Origin of the sequence: Halobacillus yeomjeoni (genome assembly GCF_020171525.1) — a bacterium.
GTDB lineage: Bacteria > Bacillota > Bacilli > Bacillales > Halobacillaceae > Halobacillus > Halobacillus yeomjeoni.
In genome coordinates this window covers 97,281-114,624 of sequence record NZ_JAIVAI010000008.1, presented here as the reverse complement: position 1 = coordinate 114,624, position 17,344 = coordinate 97,281, and the positions used below count along the sequence as shown (strand labels likewise).

Here is a 17,344-nt window from a genome sequence, read left to right as displayed (position 1 = left end):
CGTCATTCTCCTTTATCCTTTTTTTGTATACAAGACTCTCGTTCAACTATGATTGTAGGAATAATCATACTCCGGTTGATACGGTCCGGATGCTTCAACTTGTCCATCAGCATTTCAGCAGATTGGTACCCAAGTTGAACCGACTGGGTGTCCACTGTCGTCAAAGCTGGAGTGCTCAACCGGGCAATCATGGTGTTATTGAAACCGACGATACTCATCTCCTGAGGAAGGGATAACCCCCGGGATCTCAAAGCATTCATTACTCGCATCGCATTGTAGTCATCTGTCACCACCATCGCGGTTGGAGCATCTTCCAACTCCAACAGATCATCAACCACCTTTTGAGCATCCGGGGAAGACGTCTGGATATGTCTGATCCACGAGTCATCCGCCTTCCATCCTCGTTTTGTGAAAGCCTGATGAAAACCATTCAAACGATCCCGTGCTACTTCAAACTGTGAATCCCCACCTATGAAGGCAATTCTTTTATGCCCGAGCTTCATAAGGTGATCGGTCACATCAAGACTCGCCTGAATGTTGTCATTATCTACATACATCGTTTCACTTGTCCGATCAGCAGGCTTTCCGATCATCACAAATGGACAGTCACTTTTTCTCAAATAAGAAATAACCGGATCATCGGCACGAGAATACAGCACAATGACCCCATCCACCCTTTTTCCCTGTACCATTTTGACCACTTCTTTATAAATGGATTCTTCTGTATTCCCTGTGGTCAGATATAAGCTATAATCACTCTCATGACATGAATCACTGATACCCCGCAGCATTTCCGAGAAAAAAGGATTATCAAATGAATGGACGGATGAAACTTTCGTTACGATTCCAATCGTCTGAGTAGACTTACTGACTAAAACTCTCCCATTGTAATTGATGTGATAACCAATCTCCTCCATAACACTGCGTACGCGCCGCTTCGTCTTTTCACTGATGCGCGGGCTGTCGGAAATCACTCTGGATACAGTGGATGGGGCCACATCCGCTTTTTTCGCTACATCTTTAATCGTTACTGACACAGCTACCGACTCCTCTTTTCCTATTTGACAGCACCTTCAGAAACCCCATTGATGATTTGTTTTTGAGCAAAGAAGTATCCGATGATGACCGGCAGGATTGCTATCGTCAATCCAGCTAAAGCTAAATGCCATTGTTTTGTATATTGTCCGAAGAAGTAGAACATCTTCAATGGAATCGTAGCGTTTGACTCACTCAATACGAGTGATGGCAGTAAGTAATCATTCCAAATCCAGATCGTATTCAAAATACCGACTGTAACGGAAATCGGCTTCAACAACGGGAAAATGATATACCAGAACAATTGGAACCTATTCGCTCCATCAATAATCGCCGCTTCATCCATCGATTTTGATACGCCTGTCATCGCACCGTGGTAAAGGAAGATGGATAAACTGCAGCCAAACCCTAAATACATGAAGACTAATCCGCCGGCATTCAACATCTCTGCCTGTCCGAAAATAGAAACAAGAGGAATCATGACGGATTGGAACGGAATCAACATCGCTGCAACAAAAACGAAGAAAATGATTCCGCTTAGTTTACTTTTGTTCCGTGCCAAAGCATACCCGGCCATTGATGAGAAAAGAATGATTACCGCTACACTAAGTCCGGTGATCAAAACGGAGTTGAACAGTGATTTCAGGAATTCCAAATCGATGAAAGCTTGAACGAAGTTGTCAAAAATGAATGATTCAGGTAATCCTAAAACTCCACTGAAAATTTGACGTTTCGTCTTGAACGCGTTGACGATCATCAAATAAAACGGGGCGAGCCAGATCAACCCAAGGAGCAGGCCTATGACTTCGAGCGAGAGTTTATTTCTTTTTTCTGCATTCATTTTCACTACATCTCAACCTCCCGTTTCTTGTTGTAATACACCTGCGTCAACGCGACCACTGCCACGATCAGGAAAAAGATGACCGCTTTCGCCTGAGCGTATGCCATTTCGTTTTCTGTAAAGGCGGTGCGGACAATTTCCATCGCTACCATCTGTGTTTTATTGGCCGGTCCGCCGTTAGTGAGCGATAGGTTTTGATCGTAAATTTTGAATGCCATCGATAATGTAAGGAACATACTGATGGTAAAAGCGGGTGCTACAAGAGGGAACGTGATATTTTTAAAACGCTGCAATCCATTCGCTCCGTCTATTTTTGCCGCTTCAATCAAGTCTTTCGGAATGTTTTCCAAGTACGCGATATATATGATCATTATGTATCCAGCCATCTGCCAGGCAGTTAGAATAACGAGTCCCCAGAAACCAGTTTCAGCTGTCGACAACCAACCCGTCAGTCCTTCAATACCGAGAAGGTTTCCTACATCCCCGAATACACTGACGAAAATGAACTGCCAGATGAACCCTAAAATCAGTCCGCCGATCAAGTTAGGCATGAAGAAGACGGTACGCAGTAAATTATTCGACTTGATCTGACGTGTCACAATCAGTGCAAGTCCTAAGCCGAATACATTCAGCAAGATGACAGATACGACAGCGAACTTGACTGTGAACCATATCGAAGTCATGAACTCTTCTTCCTGAAACAATTCAATATAATTTTGCAAGCCTAAAAACTTCGTTGCCGTCAAACCATCCCAATTCGTAAAGGAATAGATGAATCCATACAAAAATGGAATGACTACCACTACCCCGAGGCCGAGAATCACTGGTGTCAGAAAGAGCCAAAAAGAAAGGCTTTTGTTTTGCATGTGACTTCCTCCAATCTGCTTCAAAAAGCGTAACGTTTATTTCATGGTAACGATTTCATATGAGATTAAATGAAAAAATGTCTTATCTATTAGTCTGCTTATTTCATTTAAACAACCTAAGAGAAAAGACATTTATAAAGGGAGGACGAACAAAGATGATGAGCCATCCGTGTCCGTCCATAATCAATTACTGACGAGCTTTTTCCCAAGCTTCACGGGATTTCTTCTCAACTTCTTCCCAAGTGATGTCACCCGCTAAGTAAGCCTGCATATTGACACCAAGTTCACCATCAGACCATGAGGTTGGTGCACCCATGAATACCCAGCCCAAAGTATTTCCGTTTGATGCATACTCATAGATTTCTTTAGAAAGTGGATCTGAGATTTCTTGATTTTCATATCCTTCGTATGCAGGAATGAACTTGAATTCCTCCGTTGTGAACTTCTTACCGAAGTCAGACGTGTACATCCAATCCAAGAAATCTTTACTTGCCTGAACAACCTCTTCATCAGACTGTTTGTTCACTGCCCAGTACATTGGGACACCGACTGGGATACTGCCTTCATAACCTTCAACAGGGATAGGAAGGATGCCCATATTGTTTTCCGCAAAATCCTGATCCATTTGTGCTACCGAGTTATACACCCAGTTCCCTTGTTGAATCATAGCCGTTTTTCCAAGAGAGAAGTTCTCTTCTACCTGCTGGGAATAGTCCATGCTCAAAGTAGGCTGGATGGAGTACTCCTGCTGTAAATCAAGGAACCTCTTCATTTGATCCCCCATGGCAAATTCGACTGTATCAGCGTTATACGCTCCCATGATGTCATGGTTGAACTCGTCAGCCAGGAACGCATTGGAAAGGTGATTCCCAAGAACCCAGGCTTCTTTAGCTGGAAGAGCGAAAGGTGCTTCGATTCCTAATTCATCTTTCTTACTTTCCAGAGTTTCAACCGCTTTGACTAAGTCTTCATGTGTCAAGATTTCATCAGCGTTGATTCCTGCTTCTTCAAATACTTTTTTGTTATAGATCAAGCCATAACCTTCCTGGTTATAAGGAAGACCGTATACACTATCTTCCTGTGTAACACTGGTCAACGTCCCTTTAAGTGCAGCGTTCGCAGCGTCTGTCTCACTTAAATCTGCTACATAATCCTGGTACTGTTCCAGGTCAGAAGGTCCTCCGATATTAAAGATATCTGGAGCATCTCCAGAAGAAATCGATGTTTTCAGGGAAGCCCCATAATCGTTTCCTCCACCAACTGTCTTTACGTTGATATTTACGTCAGGATTTTCTTCTTCATATTTAGCGACAAGCTCTTCAAACTTATCCTTGAACTCTACTTTGAACTGAAACACATCAACTGTGACCTGGTCCCCATTCGCACTGTTGGCTTTCGAGTCATCAGAAGAGAAGGAACATCCGGTCAATGCAACGGTTGAAGCTAGTAATGCGGTAGCAATACCTTTGAACACTTTGCTTTTTTTCATCTTCGTTCACTCCCGTTTCGATGAATACGCTTTCAATATCCACTAAAAAAAACAAACACACTATGTATCATTTTATTGTGCATACGTTTGCATTATGGTGCAAAAAAAAGATCCACCAAAGTTCATAACAAAAGTTTCTGTTTGTTTAAACAGCTGTGAATACGTTTGCATAAAATTCATCGTTTTTTAATTCAAAGTAATCGTAACACGGGGATTTGACAAATACAACAATAATTTTCGAAAAAATTCCAATATTTTGGTGCGCACCAAGTGTGGTCCCTTACTTACCTTCATCCATATAGCACTCGAAACAAAGTTCCAAGCTTAATTTATAACCCTTTTCAACAGTGATGATCTCCTCTCTACTCAATTCTGACTTACAATTCCAACATATGAATTCTTTGTGATTCCGGTCTCTCAGCCAGTCATCGATCTGCCCCACCCTTCTCCTCCTCCTTTCTGTCTTTCATATTACCCCTTTCTCTTTGATGTACAAAACCAGAGAAATGCTTACCTATAAGGGAAAAGGATATTAGAATCTCAGTTTTTGATTACATATTCTTAAATTTTTAAAGGATTTTCGATATGAATCATCAAATTTACTAAAAGGATGTAAATATTTATCAAGAATGGAGAGGATTTTTATGGTATCGATTCCTATAGCAGCGCAAATGTTTACGCTTCGAAAAGAAAGTGAGCAGGACTTTGAAGGGACACTTAGAGACGTAGCCAAATTAGGCTTTGATGGAGTCGAATTTGCAGGGTTTGGTGGACTAGAGGCTGAAGAAGTAAAAAGGCTGATCGATGAACTCGAGTTGAAAGCTGTATCCTGCCACATCCCTTTGGAAACATTGAAAACTGATTTGAAGCAGGTCTTAGCTGATCTGAAGACGCTTGATTGTTCCTATGTGGTTTGCCCGTACATAGAAAACCGGGACGAAGCAGATTATATGAATTTAATCGCTGATTTGAACGATATTGGTGTTGAATGTAGAAAAGAAGGAATTACTCTTTGCTATCACAATCACGATTTTGAACTGGAACGATTGAACGATGGCCGGACTGCCCTCGAAACGATTTTCGATGAGACCGATGCATATACCGTAATGTCCGAATTCGATGTTTATTGGCTGAAAAAAGCCGGCGAGCGTCCTGACGATTGGATTGAGCGCTATGCAGGTAGAACTCCCCTTTTACATTTAAAAGATATGACAAAAGATGAGGAAGGATTCTTTGCTGAATTAGGAACTGGCGGGGTGGATATTCCATCCATTTTGGATACAGGGAAAGATGCCGGCGTGAAATGGTGGATCATTGAACAGGATGAATGTCGTCAGTCTCCATTAAAAAGCTTGGAAACGAGTATCAACTATTTGAGACAGTATTGAACTTATTCGAAGGAGAATTGATTCTCCTTCCTTATTTGACGGAGGAATGATTTTGGACGAAGTATTATTACGGTGGATTTATGATTTTTCTGAATACGCATGGTGGGATCAAACGATGTTCTTCTTCTCATCATGGGGATATAAGCTGGCTATTTTATTTATTCTCATAAGCTTGGTTTGGAAGCAGACGAGATGGACTGGCTTTGCAGGTATGGCCGCTCTTGTTTTGGGTTTGATTCTTTCCAAACTACTGAGGTGGCTGTTCCCACGTGAACGTCCGTTTATGGCTATCGAGACTATAGAAGAGTTGTTACCAAAAGAAGCGACGGCTTCCTTTCCTAGTGAGCAGGGGATCATCATCGGTGTTTTTATGAGTGTTCTGTGGCAGATCGGAGGAGCTTGGCGTTGGATAGGAATTGTTCTCGGAATGCTGGTGATGACATCAAGAGTCTATGTAGCACACCACTACGTTTCTGATGTCCTGATCGGGGCAGCCCTCGGCATTTTATGCTTCATGATTTTCCATAAGATGATTGTAAAAAGAAAGGCTTTGTAAAAGACATTGTGTTTCATAAAGTAATTTATTATCCATACGCAATTGAAATTTAAAAAAATGCCTGACACCATTGTCAGGCATTTTACTTATTCTGATGTATTTTCCATTTATTAAATTCTAAGTACTCTCTGAATTGTTCTTTTGAGACCCCCGAATTCATAGCTTCTTGAACCAATTTCATCCAATCTTCATCCAACGTTTCGTTTTGAGCTTCAGATTCCCCATGTAACAGAAAGTTCATAGACACATCCAGTTCCCTGGATATCTTTTCTAAAAACTGAATGGATGGATTGGTCTGTATATTCCGCTCTATGGAACTCAAATAAGATTTGGCAACTCCAGCACGGTCAGCTAATTCAGACAGGGACATATGACGGTCTTTACGTATTTTTTTGATGCGTTCACCGATCATATTTTCACCTTCTTTCTATGTATTAAGATTATAGCACATTTTGTGGCGTCGTTCTATTTAAAGCACACAAAACGTTCAATAGTACTATATATAGGCATTTCATTTTAAATTCAGTAAAAATGGGACACATTGATAAATATCGGATCGATTAGCAAAAAATTTAATTTCAGGGTGCAAAAATGACTGATATAGGAATACATCAGTCATAATAAGATTAAATGTTATAAAGAAGGTGGAGCGGCATGGATGAAATTGTAGAACGTTTTGAAATTACTTTCAATCAAATACACCAACATCTTAAAGAATTGAATGGATACCCAAAAAACGACAATTTCGTGGAGTTGCTGCAACGATCGAAACTTAAGCACAGCGTCATACGTGTACACTTCGACCAATTGAAGCAATACGCTAAACTTCGGAACGCGATTGTTCATGAACGGATCAGAGGGGATTATTATGTTGCGACCCCTCACCTTGAAGTTGTAGAGGACCTGGAAAGGATTAAACAAACGCTTGATCAACCGCCACAAGCCTTGGAATTCGCGACACGTCCTGTCTTATTTTTTAAGGAGGATACCCCGCTCACCCATGTCGTAGAAGCATTCCGCAAACATGAAATCTCTCAATTTCCTATCTACACATCCAATCATGAATTTTTAGGCTTACTCACAAATGACGGAATTGTACGATGGATCGCTGGTGCATTGGCAGATGGGCATGTAAACATGGATGGAATCACTACTAAGGACTTGTTAGGGGAGGATAACAAACCTAATGTTGAATTCCTTTCCTCCAGCGGATCCGTATTCGAGTTGGAAGAACATTTTGAAACCAGTTTGGAAGCTGAACGAAAATTAAAGGCTGTCATCATTACAGAAGATGGTGATCCTGATTTGCTGCCTATGGGCATTGTGACTACTTGGGACCTCATAAAAGTAGATCGGAGAACTCGAGACGATTAAAAGCTCGTTTTCACTATCCGACATGATTCTCCCTCAACTATAGGACTATAGTTATTGAACGTACCATTTTAGTATTATATGATAGTAAGTAATTATACCAGAGAGCAGGTGTGCGAAGTGAGGGATAACAGACGAAAAGAATTTCGCTACATATTCCAAGAACCGTTATCTGGATATTACACCAATAAGAAAAACCGCAGGGTCTCAGGTTCAATGAAAGTGGTTGATATCAGTTTGAATGGAATGCGGTTTTCGTGTGCCACCAATAATAAACTTGTTATAAAAGATGAAATTTTCATCTCCTTCATTTACAAAAATGAAACTATCACAGCTCAAGGAAGAATCATTTGGATTGAAAAAGGTGAGGAAACGATGAGTGCGGGACTTTATATTTTTAAATACCCAGAACGGTTCCAAAGCGTCCTTCGCAAACTTAGTAATTTAGAATGAAAATTGGATGTGTGAAGTCTCCTGAGTGGGGCTTTTTTTGATGCACACTCCACGCTGAACAATCGAAGCCCGTCAGGTCATGAATGACCTGACGGGCTTCTTTATAGCTGTTAGTCTTCTTCCACTCTCTTACGGAAAAAGCCTGTGATTTTATTGGATAGGTCATCGAAATACGTGTAGACGACCGGAATCAATATTAATGTGAAGAAGCTGGAGACGGTCAAGCCGAAAATGATCGTTACAGCAAGCGGCTGCTGGGCTTCTGCTCCGCGGCCAATCCCGATGGCGAGCGGTACCATCCCAAGTACGGTCGTCAGCGTGGTCATGAGAATCGGCCTCAGTCGATTGGGACCTGCTTCTAAGATCGCTTCAAAACGATCGTACGATTTTCTTCTTAGGATATTGATATAGTCGACCAATACAATGGCATTGTTCACGACAATTCCAGCCAGCATGATGATTCCTACAAATGCGGGAAGACTGAATGGAAGACCTGTCACGAATAAGCCACCCGTGATTCCGATGATTGTCGCAGGCAGGGAGAACATGATGATGAACGGGAACAAGAAGTTTTCGAATTGGACCGCCATCACTGCATACACAAGGAACAAGGAAAAGATCAATGCAAGGGATAAATCCCCGAAAGCCTCCTGCATATCCTGGGCTTCGCCGCCAATCTCATAGGAGTAACCGTCCGGGAAGTTGAGACTTTCCAATTCTTCGCGCACTGCTTCTGTCGCACTTCCCAAGTCTCTATCCAGCAATTCCGCCTCAACATTCACTTGCGGCTGCTGATTTTCCCTCAATAGTGAAACAGGACCTTGAACTTGATCGAGCTCAGCAATCGTTGCTAATGGAACCAGACCACCTGCAGGCGTTTGGATCGGCATGCTTTCCAAATCCGATATCGTTTGGCGTTCTTCTTCAGGCAGGATCATACGTACATCGATTTCATCTGTACCGTTACGATACCTGGTTGCAATCTGTCCACTGAAAGCGAGTCTCACTTGACCTATGACCTGCTGATAACTTAATCCATATTTAGATGCTTTTTCACGATTGACGTCAATCTGCATCTCGGGACGCCCTTCATCTGTAGAGGATACAGCGTTTGTCACACCGTCTACTCCGTTCATCAAGTAAGTGACTTGATCGGCAAGTTGATCCAAGACTTCATAGTCATTTCCATTCAATTGAACTTGCAATGGTGCACCGGAGCTGATCCCTGCGTCCAGTTCACTCACCTGAATATCCGCACCTGGAATACCTGTCAACGCTTCATCCATTTCTTTCATGACTTCTTGAGTCGTCCGCTCTCTTTCTGATGGTTCTACTAACTGAATCGTATACGTCGCAACATCAGCAGATGTGTTTCCAATTCCACCCGTGATCCCTCCGCCACCGATGGAAAGGTAGCTGACGTCAATGACATCCCCGAAAGAGTCTAGTTCCTCATCCATGCGAGTGGTGAATTCTTCTGTCTTTTCCATAGATGTACCATCCGGCATCTCGACTCTGATTTGAATCTGTCCTTGATCCGATGGTGGTATGAACTCAGCCCCGATCGCTGGAATCAGCGCCACACTCCCAGCCATCAAAGCAATCGTTGCAAAAATAGTAGTCTTCCTGAATTTCAATACCCACCTCAGAACGCTTCTGTACTTCTCATTGACCTTATCCAGGAAACGGTCGAACCAATATCTTCGTCCATTCGATCTTAATGATTTCGTCAAAAGCTTGGATGAAAGCATGGGAATAAGTGTGACTGAAACAGCCAGTGAGGCGACTAACGCAAACATTATGGTCAGAGCCAGAGGTGTAAATAGCTCAGATGCAATTCCTTCAACAAATATGATCGGCAAAAAAACCACCAGCGTGGTCGTTGTCGAAGCAATTACTGCTGGAGCAAGCTCCGAGGCACCTTCTTTAGCCGCTTCCACCATCGTATACCCTTTCTGTCTGTAGCTTACGATATTTTCCAAAATGACAATGGAACTGTCCACCATCATTCCAATTCCTAAGGCAAGGCCTCCCATAGTCAACACATTAAGGGTTTCACCTGTGAAATACATTAGGGTGAATGTTGAAATTATCGCGATCGGAATCGATAAACCGATGACCAGCGTTGCACGGACACTCTTCAAGAACAGCAATAGAACAAGAATAGAAAAAGCTCCACCTAAAAGAATGTTCAAGACCACGCTGTTTATGGAAATTTTAATGAATTCAGATGTATCAAGTACGATTTCTGTGCCTACCTCTTCAGGCAGTTCACTCTTGAAATCTTTCAAAGCCTCCCGCACTTGATCAGCAGTTTCTACTGTATTGGCATCTGTTTTCTTCAAGACTGACAGTACGACAGAATCCCCTTGATCCACCTTTGCAATGGTAGTCGGAGGTGCATAGGTTTCTTTGACGTCAGCGATTTGATCCAAGGTCACCCGCGCTCCTGTAGGAGACTGGATGATGGTATCTTTGACATCGTCAATGGACTCGTACTCTCCATCTAATCGGATTTGCAAGTCTTTCTGTCCTTTTTCAATCGTACCGGCTGAAGCAGACTGATTGGAAGCATTCAAGGTTTGGACAATCGTTTGTGAATCCAGCCCGTATTGAGCCATTTGAGCTCGATCTACCAGCACCTGTACTTCTCTTACCTTTCCGCCTTCTATACTGACGGATGCCACTCCTCCTTGGCGTTCTAAGTAGGGGACAAGGCGGTTTTCAGCTATCTGCTGAAGTTTTTCAGGGGTATCCCCCGAAAGGCCGACCGTCATGATCGGAAGCTGCTGTGGATCGAATCTTAATACATTGGGATCCCCGGCTCCTTCCGGTAGAACCCCTTGAATTTGATCGACTTTCTCCCTCACTTCCAATAAGGTGCTGTCCAAATCCACTCCTGTGTTGAACTGCATGAAGATGAGGGACGCACCTGTCTGTGATTGGGACTGAAGTACTTCCAAACCTTCAATAGAGCTGACGGAGGATTCCAAGGGCCTGCTGAGTAATTTTTCTACTTCTTGAGGCGCAGCGCCCTCGTAAGTCGTTGAAACTACCGCAATAGGCAGATCGATTTCAGGATAAAGGTCGATGGTCAAATTACGCAGGGAAACAAATCCGAGTGCCAAAATGGCAGCGACAATCATCACGACACCAACAGGACGCTTGACGGAAAGATTGACTAACTTCACTTAGACGTCCTCCTTCATGATGGTCACTTTGCTTCCATCATCCAAGGTCAACTGTCCTGTCGTAATGACCTCCGCGTCCACTGGAAGGTCTGCATCAATGGCGGTTTTGTCCGTCTGGGACTCTATGACTTCGACCTCAACTTTGACCGCCTTATCTTCCTTCACATAATAGAGGAAAGTTTCTCCGCTGTCTTCAACGATTGCATCCGTAGGTACAATCCATGATTTTTCCACCACCAGTTCAGGTAAAATAAAGGAAGCCATCATGCCCGGCTTAATATTCTCTTCTTTATTATCAACGGCAGCTTCAACAGGATATAAGCCGGTATCATCGGGTACTGAAGAGATATACTGGACCGTTGAAGTCATCGTCTGTTCTATAGCATCCACCTCAACTTCCAACTGCTCCCCTTTTTCAAAAAGACTCAGTTGTTCTGCAGTAACCGATGCTGTGACAGTCATCGGGTTGAGAGTGACGATTGTTGCAAAAGGTTGCTGAGAGGTTACAAAATCCCCTTTGCCTGCATTCAATGCAGCAACCTCTCCTCCAGAAGGAGCTGTTATTACCTGATTGGCAGATTGATCTTCAGCCTGATTCAACTGAACCTTCGCTTGCTCTACTTGAAGCTGCGCTTGTTCTACTGACACACGCGCTTGTTTCAGCTGTTGTTCCGCCTGGTTCACCTGGGTTTTAGCTTGAGACACCGCAGAAGAAGAAGGCTTTTGTTGATTCTTTAATTGCTGGTATTGGGCGTGAGCTTGATCGGCCCGATTTTGAGCTTGTTCGTAAAAGGCTTCTGGTACACTTCCCTCTTCCACTAACTGTTTCGTCTGGTCAGCCAGTGCTTGAGCTTGCTCATATTGTTGTCTGGCTGCTTCGATTGCCTGCGAACTCTGACTACTTTGTGTTTGAGAAGCCTCTTCTGCGAGATCCACCTGTTCTTGCGCATTTTCTAAACCAAGCTCTGCTTGCTGCTCCGCTATTTCAGAGTTTTCCAATTGTTTTTCCGCCTGCTCGACAGCTAATTTTTGGAGCTGAATTTGACTTTCTCCATCCCCGGGGTCAACAACTGCTAAGGTTTGTCCTTCCACGACTCGATCCCCTTTTGATACTTTCAAAGAAACGAGTTCTCCTGGTGTCTTTGGAATAACAGCGGACGATTGGGATGTCTCTGCACGACCTACAATTTTACGTTCAATGATGAAATCGTCTTTCTCAACGAGAGCCGTTTCCACAGGTGTCACACGTTCTTTCTTTTCTTCCGAAGATCGTTCATCTGAACATGCAACTAACAATATCACCATAAATACTAGTGGAACGATTCTTTTCATTCGAGTCTTCCTCTCTTTATATGTAAAATGAGTAAGCTTTCACCCTGAACAACTCACCCTTCACATGTATGTCTTCAAAAAGCTTTCGTACACTGCCATAATTACGAATAATGTTACTAAATGGCTATATGTATTGCAACTTGTAGACGGTTGTCTAAAATGACAATATTGTGTCTGTCTCACTATCACCGTTCTTGTCCGAATGGGACCTTCCGGACAAGTAAAAAACCGAACCCTCTCGGATTCGGTTTATGTTCATTGCAGGGAATTGCCAAGTTGTGAAACCATCAAGTCCAGTTTCTTCACTCTTGGAAGGGCATAGTCACGGAAACGTTCATCGAAGTGAACGAAAAGTGGCTCTAAAGCTTCATCTTCCAGAAGCTCACGATACGTATGGTATAAATGTTGATATTGTTCAATGTAACGCCTCATTTTCTTATCGAACCCTGATAGGTGATACGTAGATGAAAAATCGAATGCTTTCACAATATCTCCATCATAGCTTGGAAATTCAGGGTTGATCGCATGCAGCATGGAAGCCGCTAAAGGAAACTGCATCGTAGGGTTCCCTTTATGATTTTTAACTTCATAGAGTTTCTTAGTGATTTGAACAATGTTCGGTCGTTCACACCCGCGCTGTTCTTCCATCAACTTGAAATACTCCACTTCGAATTCCTTAGTCAAACTCGGATTATCCAAGCGGAAAAAGTGACGGAAAATAAATTGGTATAAGGTGTCATCGGGAAGGTAGGTATCCTGGAATGCGTTATGAAGGTGCACATATACATCTACACTTTCTTGGGCAATCTCATTGACTACCTTTTCATGGTCTTCTAACAATAAATCTTTTAAATCATTCGCCGTTCTATACTTCACTTTTCATCACCTCTATTCGCTTATTCCACTTACAAACCAATGAAAAACTCATAAAACTTGTGATTTCTGAATCTTTCGTTCTACTTTTCATTCTACATAAGCCTCGTCCATTTTCCAACAGATAACAATCCCTTAATAAACATGCTTCATCTTTTATAATGAATAAATTCATGACTGTTGCTTGATTTACTTATCGGCTCTGTTATTACTTGATGCTGTTATTTCATATGTGAGCTAATATCAGCTCTTTCTGGCCTGGGATATGTATGAGGCGGCCTTTTAGAATGACTCGCTTTCCGTGGGGTACCGTGAGCCTCCTCAGGCTGCGCCTTCCGGGGTCTCACGATGTACCTTTATCCCACAGGAGTCTCGCCATTCTAAAAGGCAGCCTCTTCAAAGTAGGAGGGTCAGAAAGGCCATTACCTAAGTCGGTTACACCAACTACGAAAGGGATGGCAGGGAAAAAGGAACAAGGTGAGACCCCGGAGAACGTAGTCGCGAAAAGCAGACTGTTTTCCCTGCCATCCCATGCTCTGCGTAAATAACGGACCGGACACCTAATCCCAGACGAGGACTATTTAGTAATCGTTTAAAATATCAACAACAGACTTTAACAGAGCCTACTTTATTAAGCAGAAAAACTATCATGGGGTGGATTCGGAGAAACTTTAATTGGATGTGTTTTAAATTGCGATTATTACGACTAAATGAACTTCTCACACAGCCGATAATTAAAGTAGGGAGGAGGGAGCAAGATGGATATAGCAGCTTTATCGATGATGATGAGTACAACCCAAGTCAAACAGCAGGCATCCCTATCCGTTATGGATAAGGCGATCGGAGATGCTGAGAGTAAAGGGAATCAAATGGTTGAAATGCTTGAAAAATCTATCCCTCATCCGGACTTAGGCAACAAGATCGACTTAAGAGGGTAACAATGGCGAGAGTGGTTCATCCGCTCCCATGACCTTAACGAAAGCTGGGTGATCAATGAATTCCTTTCCTTCGATGCTGGCACGAATAGGTATCATTGCTTTCTTTTTTGGAATTGGATTATATTTAATCGATTTTTTGAATATCCTCGATTTTTTAGTCCCCATCTTAACGATTGGCGGAATCTGCATCCTTTTTATTTCTTCCATTCTTTCGTTTCAAAACAATAATAAAAGCCGCTGATCAGCGGCTTTTATTCCTGGTCTTCGGTATCTTCATTGGTCATATCTTCTTCTGTCGAGCTATTATCTCCGTCTGTTTTATTTTCCTGCCCTTCTCCACCTTCGTCTTCCATTTCACCTTCACTGTTGTTCTCTTCTTCGTTCATATTTTCTTCTGTATTGTTGTTTTCTTCTTCATTCATGTTCTCTTCAGTATTATTGTTTTCTTCTTTAGGTTCTTCTTCATTAGCACAGGCTCCCAGCAGAGAAAAAGTTAATAGAGCAATCAGCAATTTCAGTGGCAATGTTTTCATTTCTTGTTCCTCCTTATAATATTGATCTAACATAGCATTCCCTTATTTCACCATTCCATCCAAAAAAAGAACCCCAGATTTCATTCTGGAGTTCTTTCTAAATTATTTCCTATAGTCGATGGAACGGGTCAAGAATGCTGCGAACTGTTCCCTGGTCACGACCTCATCAGGTGCGAATTTATTATCTCCTACACCTTTGGTAATGTCAGCGGCGTAAATCCGCTTCACCGCTTCGTCGTACCATATGCCCTCGCTCACATCAGTAAACGGATGATCTTCTGAAGTATCGTCGAAGTTGTATACTCTCTGCAAAAGGACAGCCATTTCTTTACGAGTTAACGTTTGATTCGGGTTGAAACGATTTTTCCCATCACCGACAAAAATCCCCTCATCTGCGATAGCTGCAATTTCCTCATAGTATTTCGTATCTTTATTTACATCGTCAAAACCTGGATCCGGTCGGTTTTCAGTGGATATATTCTGGGCTCTAAGAAGAAATAAAGCTGTATGGACACGACTTAATCCTTCTCCAAAACCAAATACATCTTCCGACTTCCCTTTAAGCAAATTCATATCATAAAGATCTTCAATCGGTTGAACCGAATAATGCCCTCGGGGGACGTCTTTGAATTTATTACGGAGATAACTGGATGCGACATATCCTTTTTTTCCGTCATTCAAGGTAACCGGATAAAAAACAAATGGATTGGACTTCCCTTCCACCTCTTCATAAGCATGAGATCCTGTGACTTCAGCCACTTCCCCTACTCTTAGTTGAGCAATTTGAGAACTCGATGTCGAAGGTCTCTCACGTACCTTCATATCAGTAACCGCACCTATAGATTGGCCTTGTTCATAAAAGTGTTTGGACTTCGTAAATGGAATTAAAAAATGATAGTGGCCTTTCTTAAAAACAATACTTTTACTGCTGTCTGGGTCATATTCGAAATCACCGGAATCAAATTTCATTTCTTCGACGCCTAACCGATAGCCTAAAGTATTGTGTATTTTGTTAAAAACCAATTCCTGATACGCTTCATGATTTCTCTCACCACTATCCTTCTTGACCGGGCTGTTCACAGGTTTTGTTCCGTTATAAGCCATGACAGCGAAATACCAATGCTCAATGACTGAGCGCTCCCCATTATTGATCACTGGTAAATCGTTTCGATTGAATTTATCGTTGAGCACTTCGACACCAGCATCTATATTATAAGCAATGTTGTTCTTCAGCTTTTCCTGATCGAAAGAGGATTGGTTGGTCAACTGCATGATTCCTATGCCTCCATCAGAGGAAAGCAGTGGGTCACCATTTTCATCAAACTGCTTCCAGCCGCTTTCCTTTTCAGCAATCGCTTTGACGATCTCAGGTGGAGTATCGTGTGCAATCGCCGTTTCTGTAAGTAAGCAATTGATGGTCTGATAGTCAGGATTTTCTCCTTTTACCGGTGTGTAATTACATTGATCCGCTACACTTTCCTGCCCCTGGACATGATTTGGACTCATTACTATAGCGGAGCCTAATAAAGCCATACCAACAATCGTTTTTAATACCTTTTTCATTTTTTTGATTTGGTACATCCCCTTTGTTTTCATAGTTTCATAGCTGTAAGTATCTGTTAGAGATTGTACCATAATATGACAGTAACACCAATTTCATAAAAAAAGACTCAAGGTTAACCCCTGAGTCTTAAAACGTTTATTTCAACGCAAACATAATTTCCGCTTCACAAGCGACTTCTCCATCAACGGTAGCTTTCGCTTTTCCTTTACCCATCGGTCCTTTTAAACGGACAATTTCCACTTCCAGTTTCAAACGATCACCTGGTTTCACTTGACGCTTGAAACGGCACTTATCAATTCCTGTGAAGAATGCCAATTTACCTTGATTTTCTTCTTTTTTCAGCATCGCTACTGCTCCCATTTGAGCCAGAGCTTCTGTAATCAATACGCCAGGCATAACTGGGTAGCCAGGAAAATGACCTTGGAAAAACGGTTCATTTACCGTCACATTTTTATACCCTACAGCACGTTCTCCTTCAACAACCTCTTCTACTTGATCGATGAGAAGAAAAGGATAACGGTGAGGGATGATTTCTTTAATTTCTTGAATATCCAACATAAGCAGACTCCTTTCCTTTTTCCTACATCATTTATTATATAGGTCACAAGCCTTTTGGACAAAATATATTTCAAACCCTGTTTTTCATAAATCGCAGTGTATGTAGAATATTTTGATTCAATTGTTTCAAAACGATTCTTTTAGGAAAATATAAAATTAGATTCACCATTCAAGATAAAAGGAGGGATACTATGCTCTGGACCATTTTAATTGTATTATTAATCCTTTGGCTATTAGGTCTTCTAGGTGGAATTGCCGGTAACTTGATCCACTTATTATTGGTTATCGCATTAATCGTTCTTATCATCCGTCTGGTCCAAGGCCGGGGAATAAAGTAGCGAATAAATAAAGAAGAA

The 17,344-nt window shown here is 42.1% G+C and carries 19 protein-coding genes; 6 read left to right on the top strand and 13 right to left on the bottom strand.

The features are described from left to right. Positions 1 to 2: 2 nt before the first annotated feature. The 5 genes from LCL89_RS15870 to LCL89_RS15850 form a co-directional block, all read right to left on the bottom strand. Positions 3 to 1,037: a LacI family DNA-binding transcriptional regulator gene (locus LCL89_RS15870; RefSeq protein ID WP_224810886.1), complete on the bottom strand. Its 1,035-nt coding sequence runs from the start codon at positions 1,035 to 1,037 to the stop codon at positions 3 to 5. Positions 1,038 to 1,057: 20 nt separating this feature from the next. Beyond that, positions 1,058 to 1,876 (bottom strand): carbohydrate ABC transporter permease, encoded by an 819-nt coding sequence (locus LCL89_RS15865; RefSeq protein ID WP_224810909.1) that lies wholly within the window; start codon positions 1,874 to 1,876, stop codon positions 1,058 to 1,060. Positions 1,877 to 1,881: 5 nt separating this feature from the next. Next, on the bottom strand, positions 1,882 to 2,742 hold the full coding sequence (locus tag LCL89_RS15860) for a carbohydrate ABC transporter permease (protein ID WP_224810885.1): 861 nt from the start codon (positions 2,740 to 2,742) through the stop codon (positions 1,882 to 1,884). A 187-nt stretch (positions 2,743 to 2,929) separates the two neighbouring features. Further along, positions 2,930 to 4,231 carry an ABC transporter substrate-binding protein gene (locus LCL89_RS15855; RefSeq protein ID WP_224810884.1) on the bottom strand — a complete coding sequence of 434 codons (1,302 nt, stop codon included), beginning with the start codon at positions 4,229 to 4,231 and terminating at the stop codon, positions 2,930 to 2,932. Positions 4,232 to 4,511: 280 nt separating this feature from the next. Beyond that, positions 4,512 to 4,673, bottom strand: a complete 162-nt coding sequence (locus LCL89_RS15850; RefSeq protein ID WP_224810883.1) for a hypothetical protein — start codon at positions 4,671 to 4,673, stop codon at positions 4,512 to 4,514. Positions 4,674 to 4,875: 202 nt separating this feature from the next. Here LCL89_RS15850 and LCL89_RS15845 point away from each other — a divergent pair, with 202 nt between their 5' ends. Continuing rightward, positions 4,876 to 5,619, top strand: coding sequence for a sugar phosphate isomerase/epimerase family protein (locus tag LCL89_RS15845; protein ID WP_224810882.1), 744 nt, complete (start codon positions 4,876 to 4,878; stop codon positions 5,617 to 5,619). 52 nt (positions 5,620 to 5,671) lie between these two features. Continuing rightward, positions 5,672 to 6,175, top strand: a complete 504-nt coding sequence (locus LCL89_RS15840; protein ID WP_224810881.1) for a phosphatase PAP2 family protein — start codon at positions 5,672 to 5,674, stop codon at positions 6,173 to 6,175. A gap of 82 nt (positions 6,176 to 6,257) precedes the next feature. On the opposite strand, the gene LCL89_RS15835 is transcribed toward LCL89_RS15840, so the two are convergent. Beyond that, positions 6,258 to 6,587, bottom strand: a complete 330-nt coding sequence (locus LCL89_RS15835) for a helix-turn-helix domain-containing protein (protein ID WP_197317244.1) — start codon at positions 6,585 to 6,587, stop codon at positions 6,258 to 6,260. A gap of 242 nt (positions 6,588 to 6,829) precedes the next feature. Here LCL89_RS15835 and LCL89_RS15830 point away from each other — a divergent pair, with 242 nt between their 5' ends. Then, positions 6,830 to 7,549 (top strand): CBS domain-containing protein, encoded by a 720-nt coding sequence (locus LCL89_RS15830; RefSeq protein WP_224810880.1) that lies wholly within the window; start codon positions 6,830 to 6,832, stop codon positions 7,547 to 7,549. Positions 7,550 to 7,666: 117 nt separating this feature from the next. After that, a complete protein-coding gene (locus LCL89_RS15825; RefSeq protein ID WP_224810879.1) occupies positions 7,667 to 7,999 on the top strand; it encodes a PilZ domain-containing protein in 333 nt (110 codons plus the stop codon). A 110-nt stretch (positions 8,000 to 8,109) separates the two neighbouring features. On the opposite strand, the gene LCL89_RS15820 is transcribed toward LCL89_RS15825, so the two are convergent. The 3 genes from LCL89_RS15820 to LCL89_RS15810 all read right to left on the bottom strand — a co-directional run bounded on the left by LCL89_RS15820 (position 8,110) and on the right by LCL89_RS15810 (position 13,398). Continuing rightward, positions 8,110 to 11,190, bottom strand: coding sequence for an efflux RND transporter permease subunit (locus LCL89_RS15820; RefSeq protein ID WP_224810878.1), 3,081 nt, complete (start codon positions 11,188 to 11,190; stop codon positions 8,110 to 8,112). Beyond that, positions 11,191 to 12,522 carry an efflux RND transporter periplasmic adaptor subunit gene (locus LCL89_RS15815; RefSeq protein WP_224810877.1) on the bottom strand — a complete coding sequence of 444 codons (1,332 nt, stop codon included), beginning with the start codon at positions 12,520 to 12,522 and terminating at the stop codon, positions 11,191 to 11,193. A 255-nt stretch (positions 12,523 to 12,777) separates the two neighbouring features. Then, positions 12,778 to 13,398, bottom strand: coding sequence for a hypothetical protein (locus LCL89_RS15810; protein WP_224810876.1), 621 nt, complete (start codon positions 13,396 to 13,398; stop codon positions 12,778 to 12,780). Positions 13,399 to 14,153: 755 nt separating this feature from the next. Here LCL89_RS15810 and LCL89_RS15805 point away from each other — a divergent pair. Continuing rightward, on the top strand, positions 14,154 to 14,333 hold the full coding sequence (locus tag LCL89_RS15805) for a YjfB family protein (protein WP_197317238.1): 180 nt from the start codon (positions 14,154 to 14,156) through the stop codon (positions 14,331 to 14,333). Here the strand turns inward: LCL89_RS15805 and LCL89_RS15800 are convergent. The 4 genes from LCL89_RS15800 to fabZ form a co-directional block, all read right to left on the bottom strand. Then, a complete protein-coding gene (locus LCL89_RS15800) occupies positions 14,322 to 14,540 on the bottom strand; it encodes a hypothetical protein (RefSeq protein ID WP_224810875.1) in 219 nt (72 codons plus the stop codon). The genes LCL89_RS15805 and LCL89_RS15800 overlap by 12 nt on opposite strands. A 44-nt stretch (positions 14,541 to 14,584) precedes the next feature. After that, a complete protein-coding gene (locus LCL89_RS15795) occupies positions 14,585 to 14,866 on the bottom strand; it encodes a hypothetical protein (protein WP_197317237.1) in 282 nt (93 codons plus the stop codon). A gap of 102 nt (positions 14,867 to 14,968) precedes the next feature. After that, positions 14,969 to 16,429, bottom strand: a complete 1,461-nt coding sequence (locus LCL89_RS15790) for an S-layer homology domain-containing protein (protein ID WP_224810874.1) — start codon at positions 16,427 to 16,429, stop codon at positions 14,969 to 14,971. 136 nt (positions 16,430 to 16,565) lie between these two features. Beyond that, positions 16,566 to 16,988 (bottom strand): 3-hydroxyacyl-ACP dehydratase FabZ, encoded by a 423-nt coding sequence (gene fabZ, locus LCL89_RS15785; RefSeq protein ID WP_197317235.1) that lies wholly within the window; start codon positions 16,986 to 16,988, stop codon positions 16,566 to 16,568. A 191-nt stretch (positions 16,989 to 17,179) separates the two neighbouring features. On the opposite strand from fabZ, the gene LCL89_RS15780 reads away from it, so the two are divergent. Next, entirely contained in the window at positions 17,180 to 17,326 is a 147-nt protein-coding gene (locus LCL89_RS15780; RefSeq protein ID WP_197317234.1) for a lmo0937 family membrane protein, read from the top strand. Positions 17,327 to 17,344: the final 18 nt, after the last annotated feature.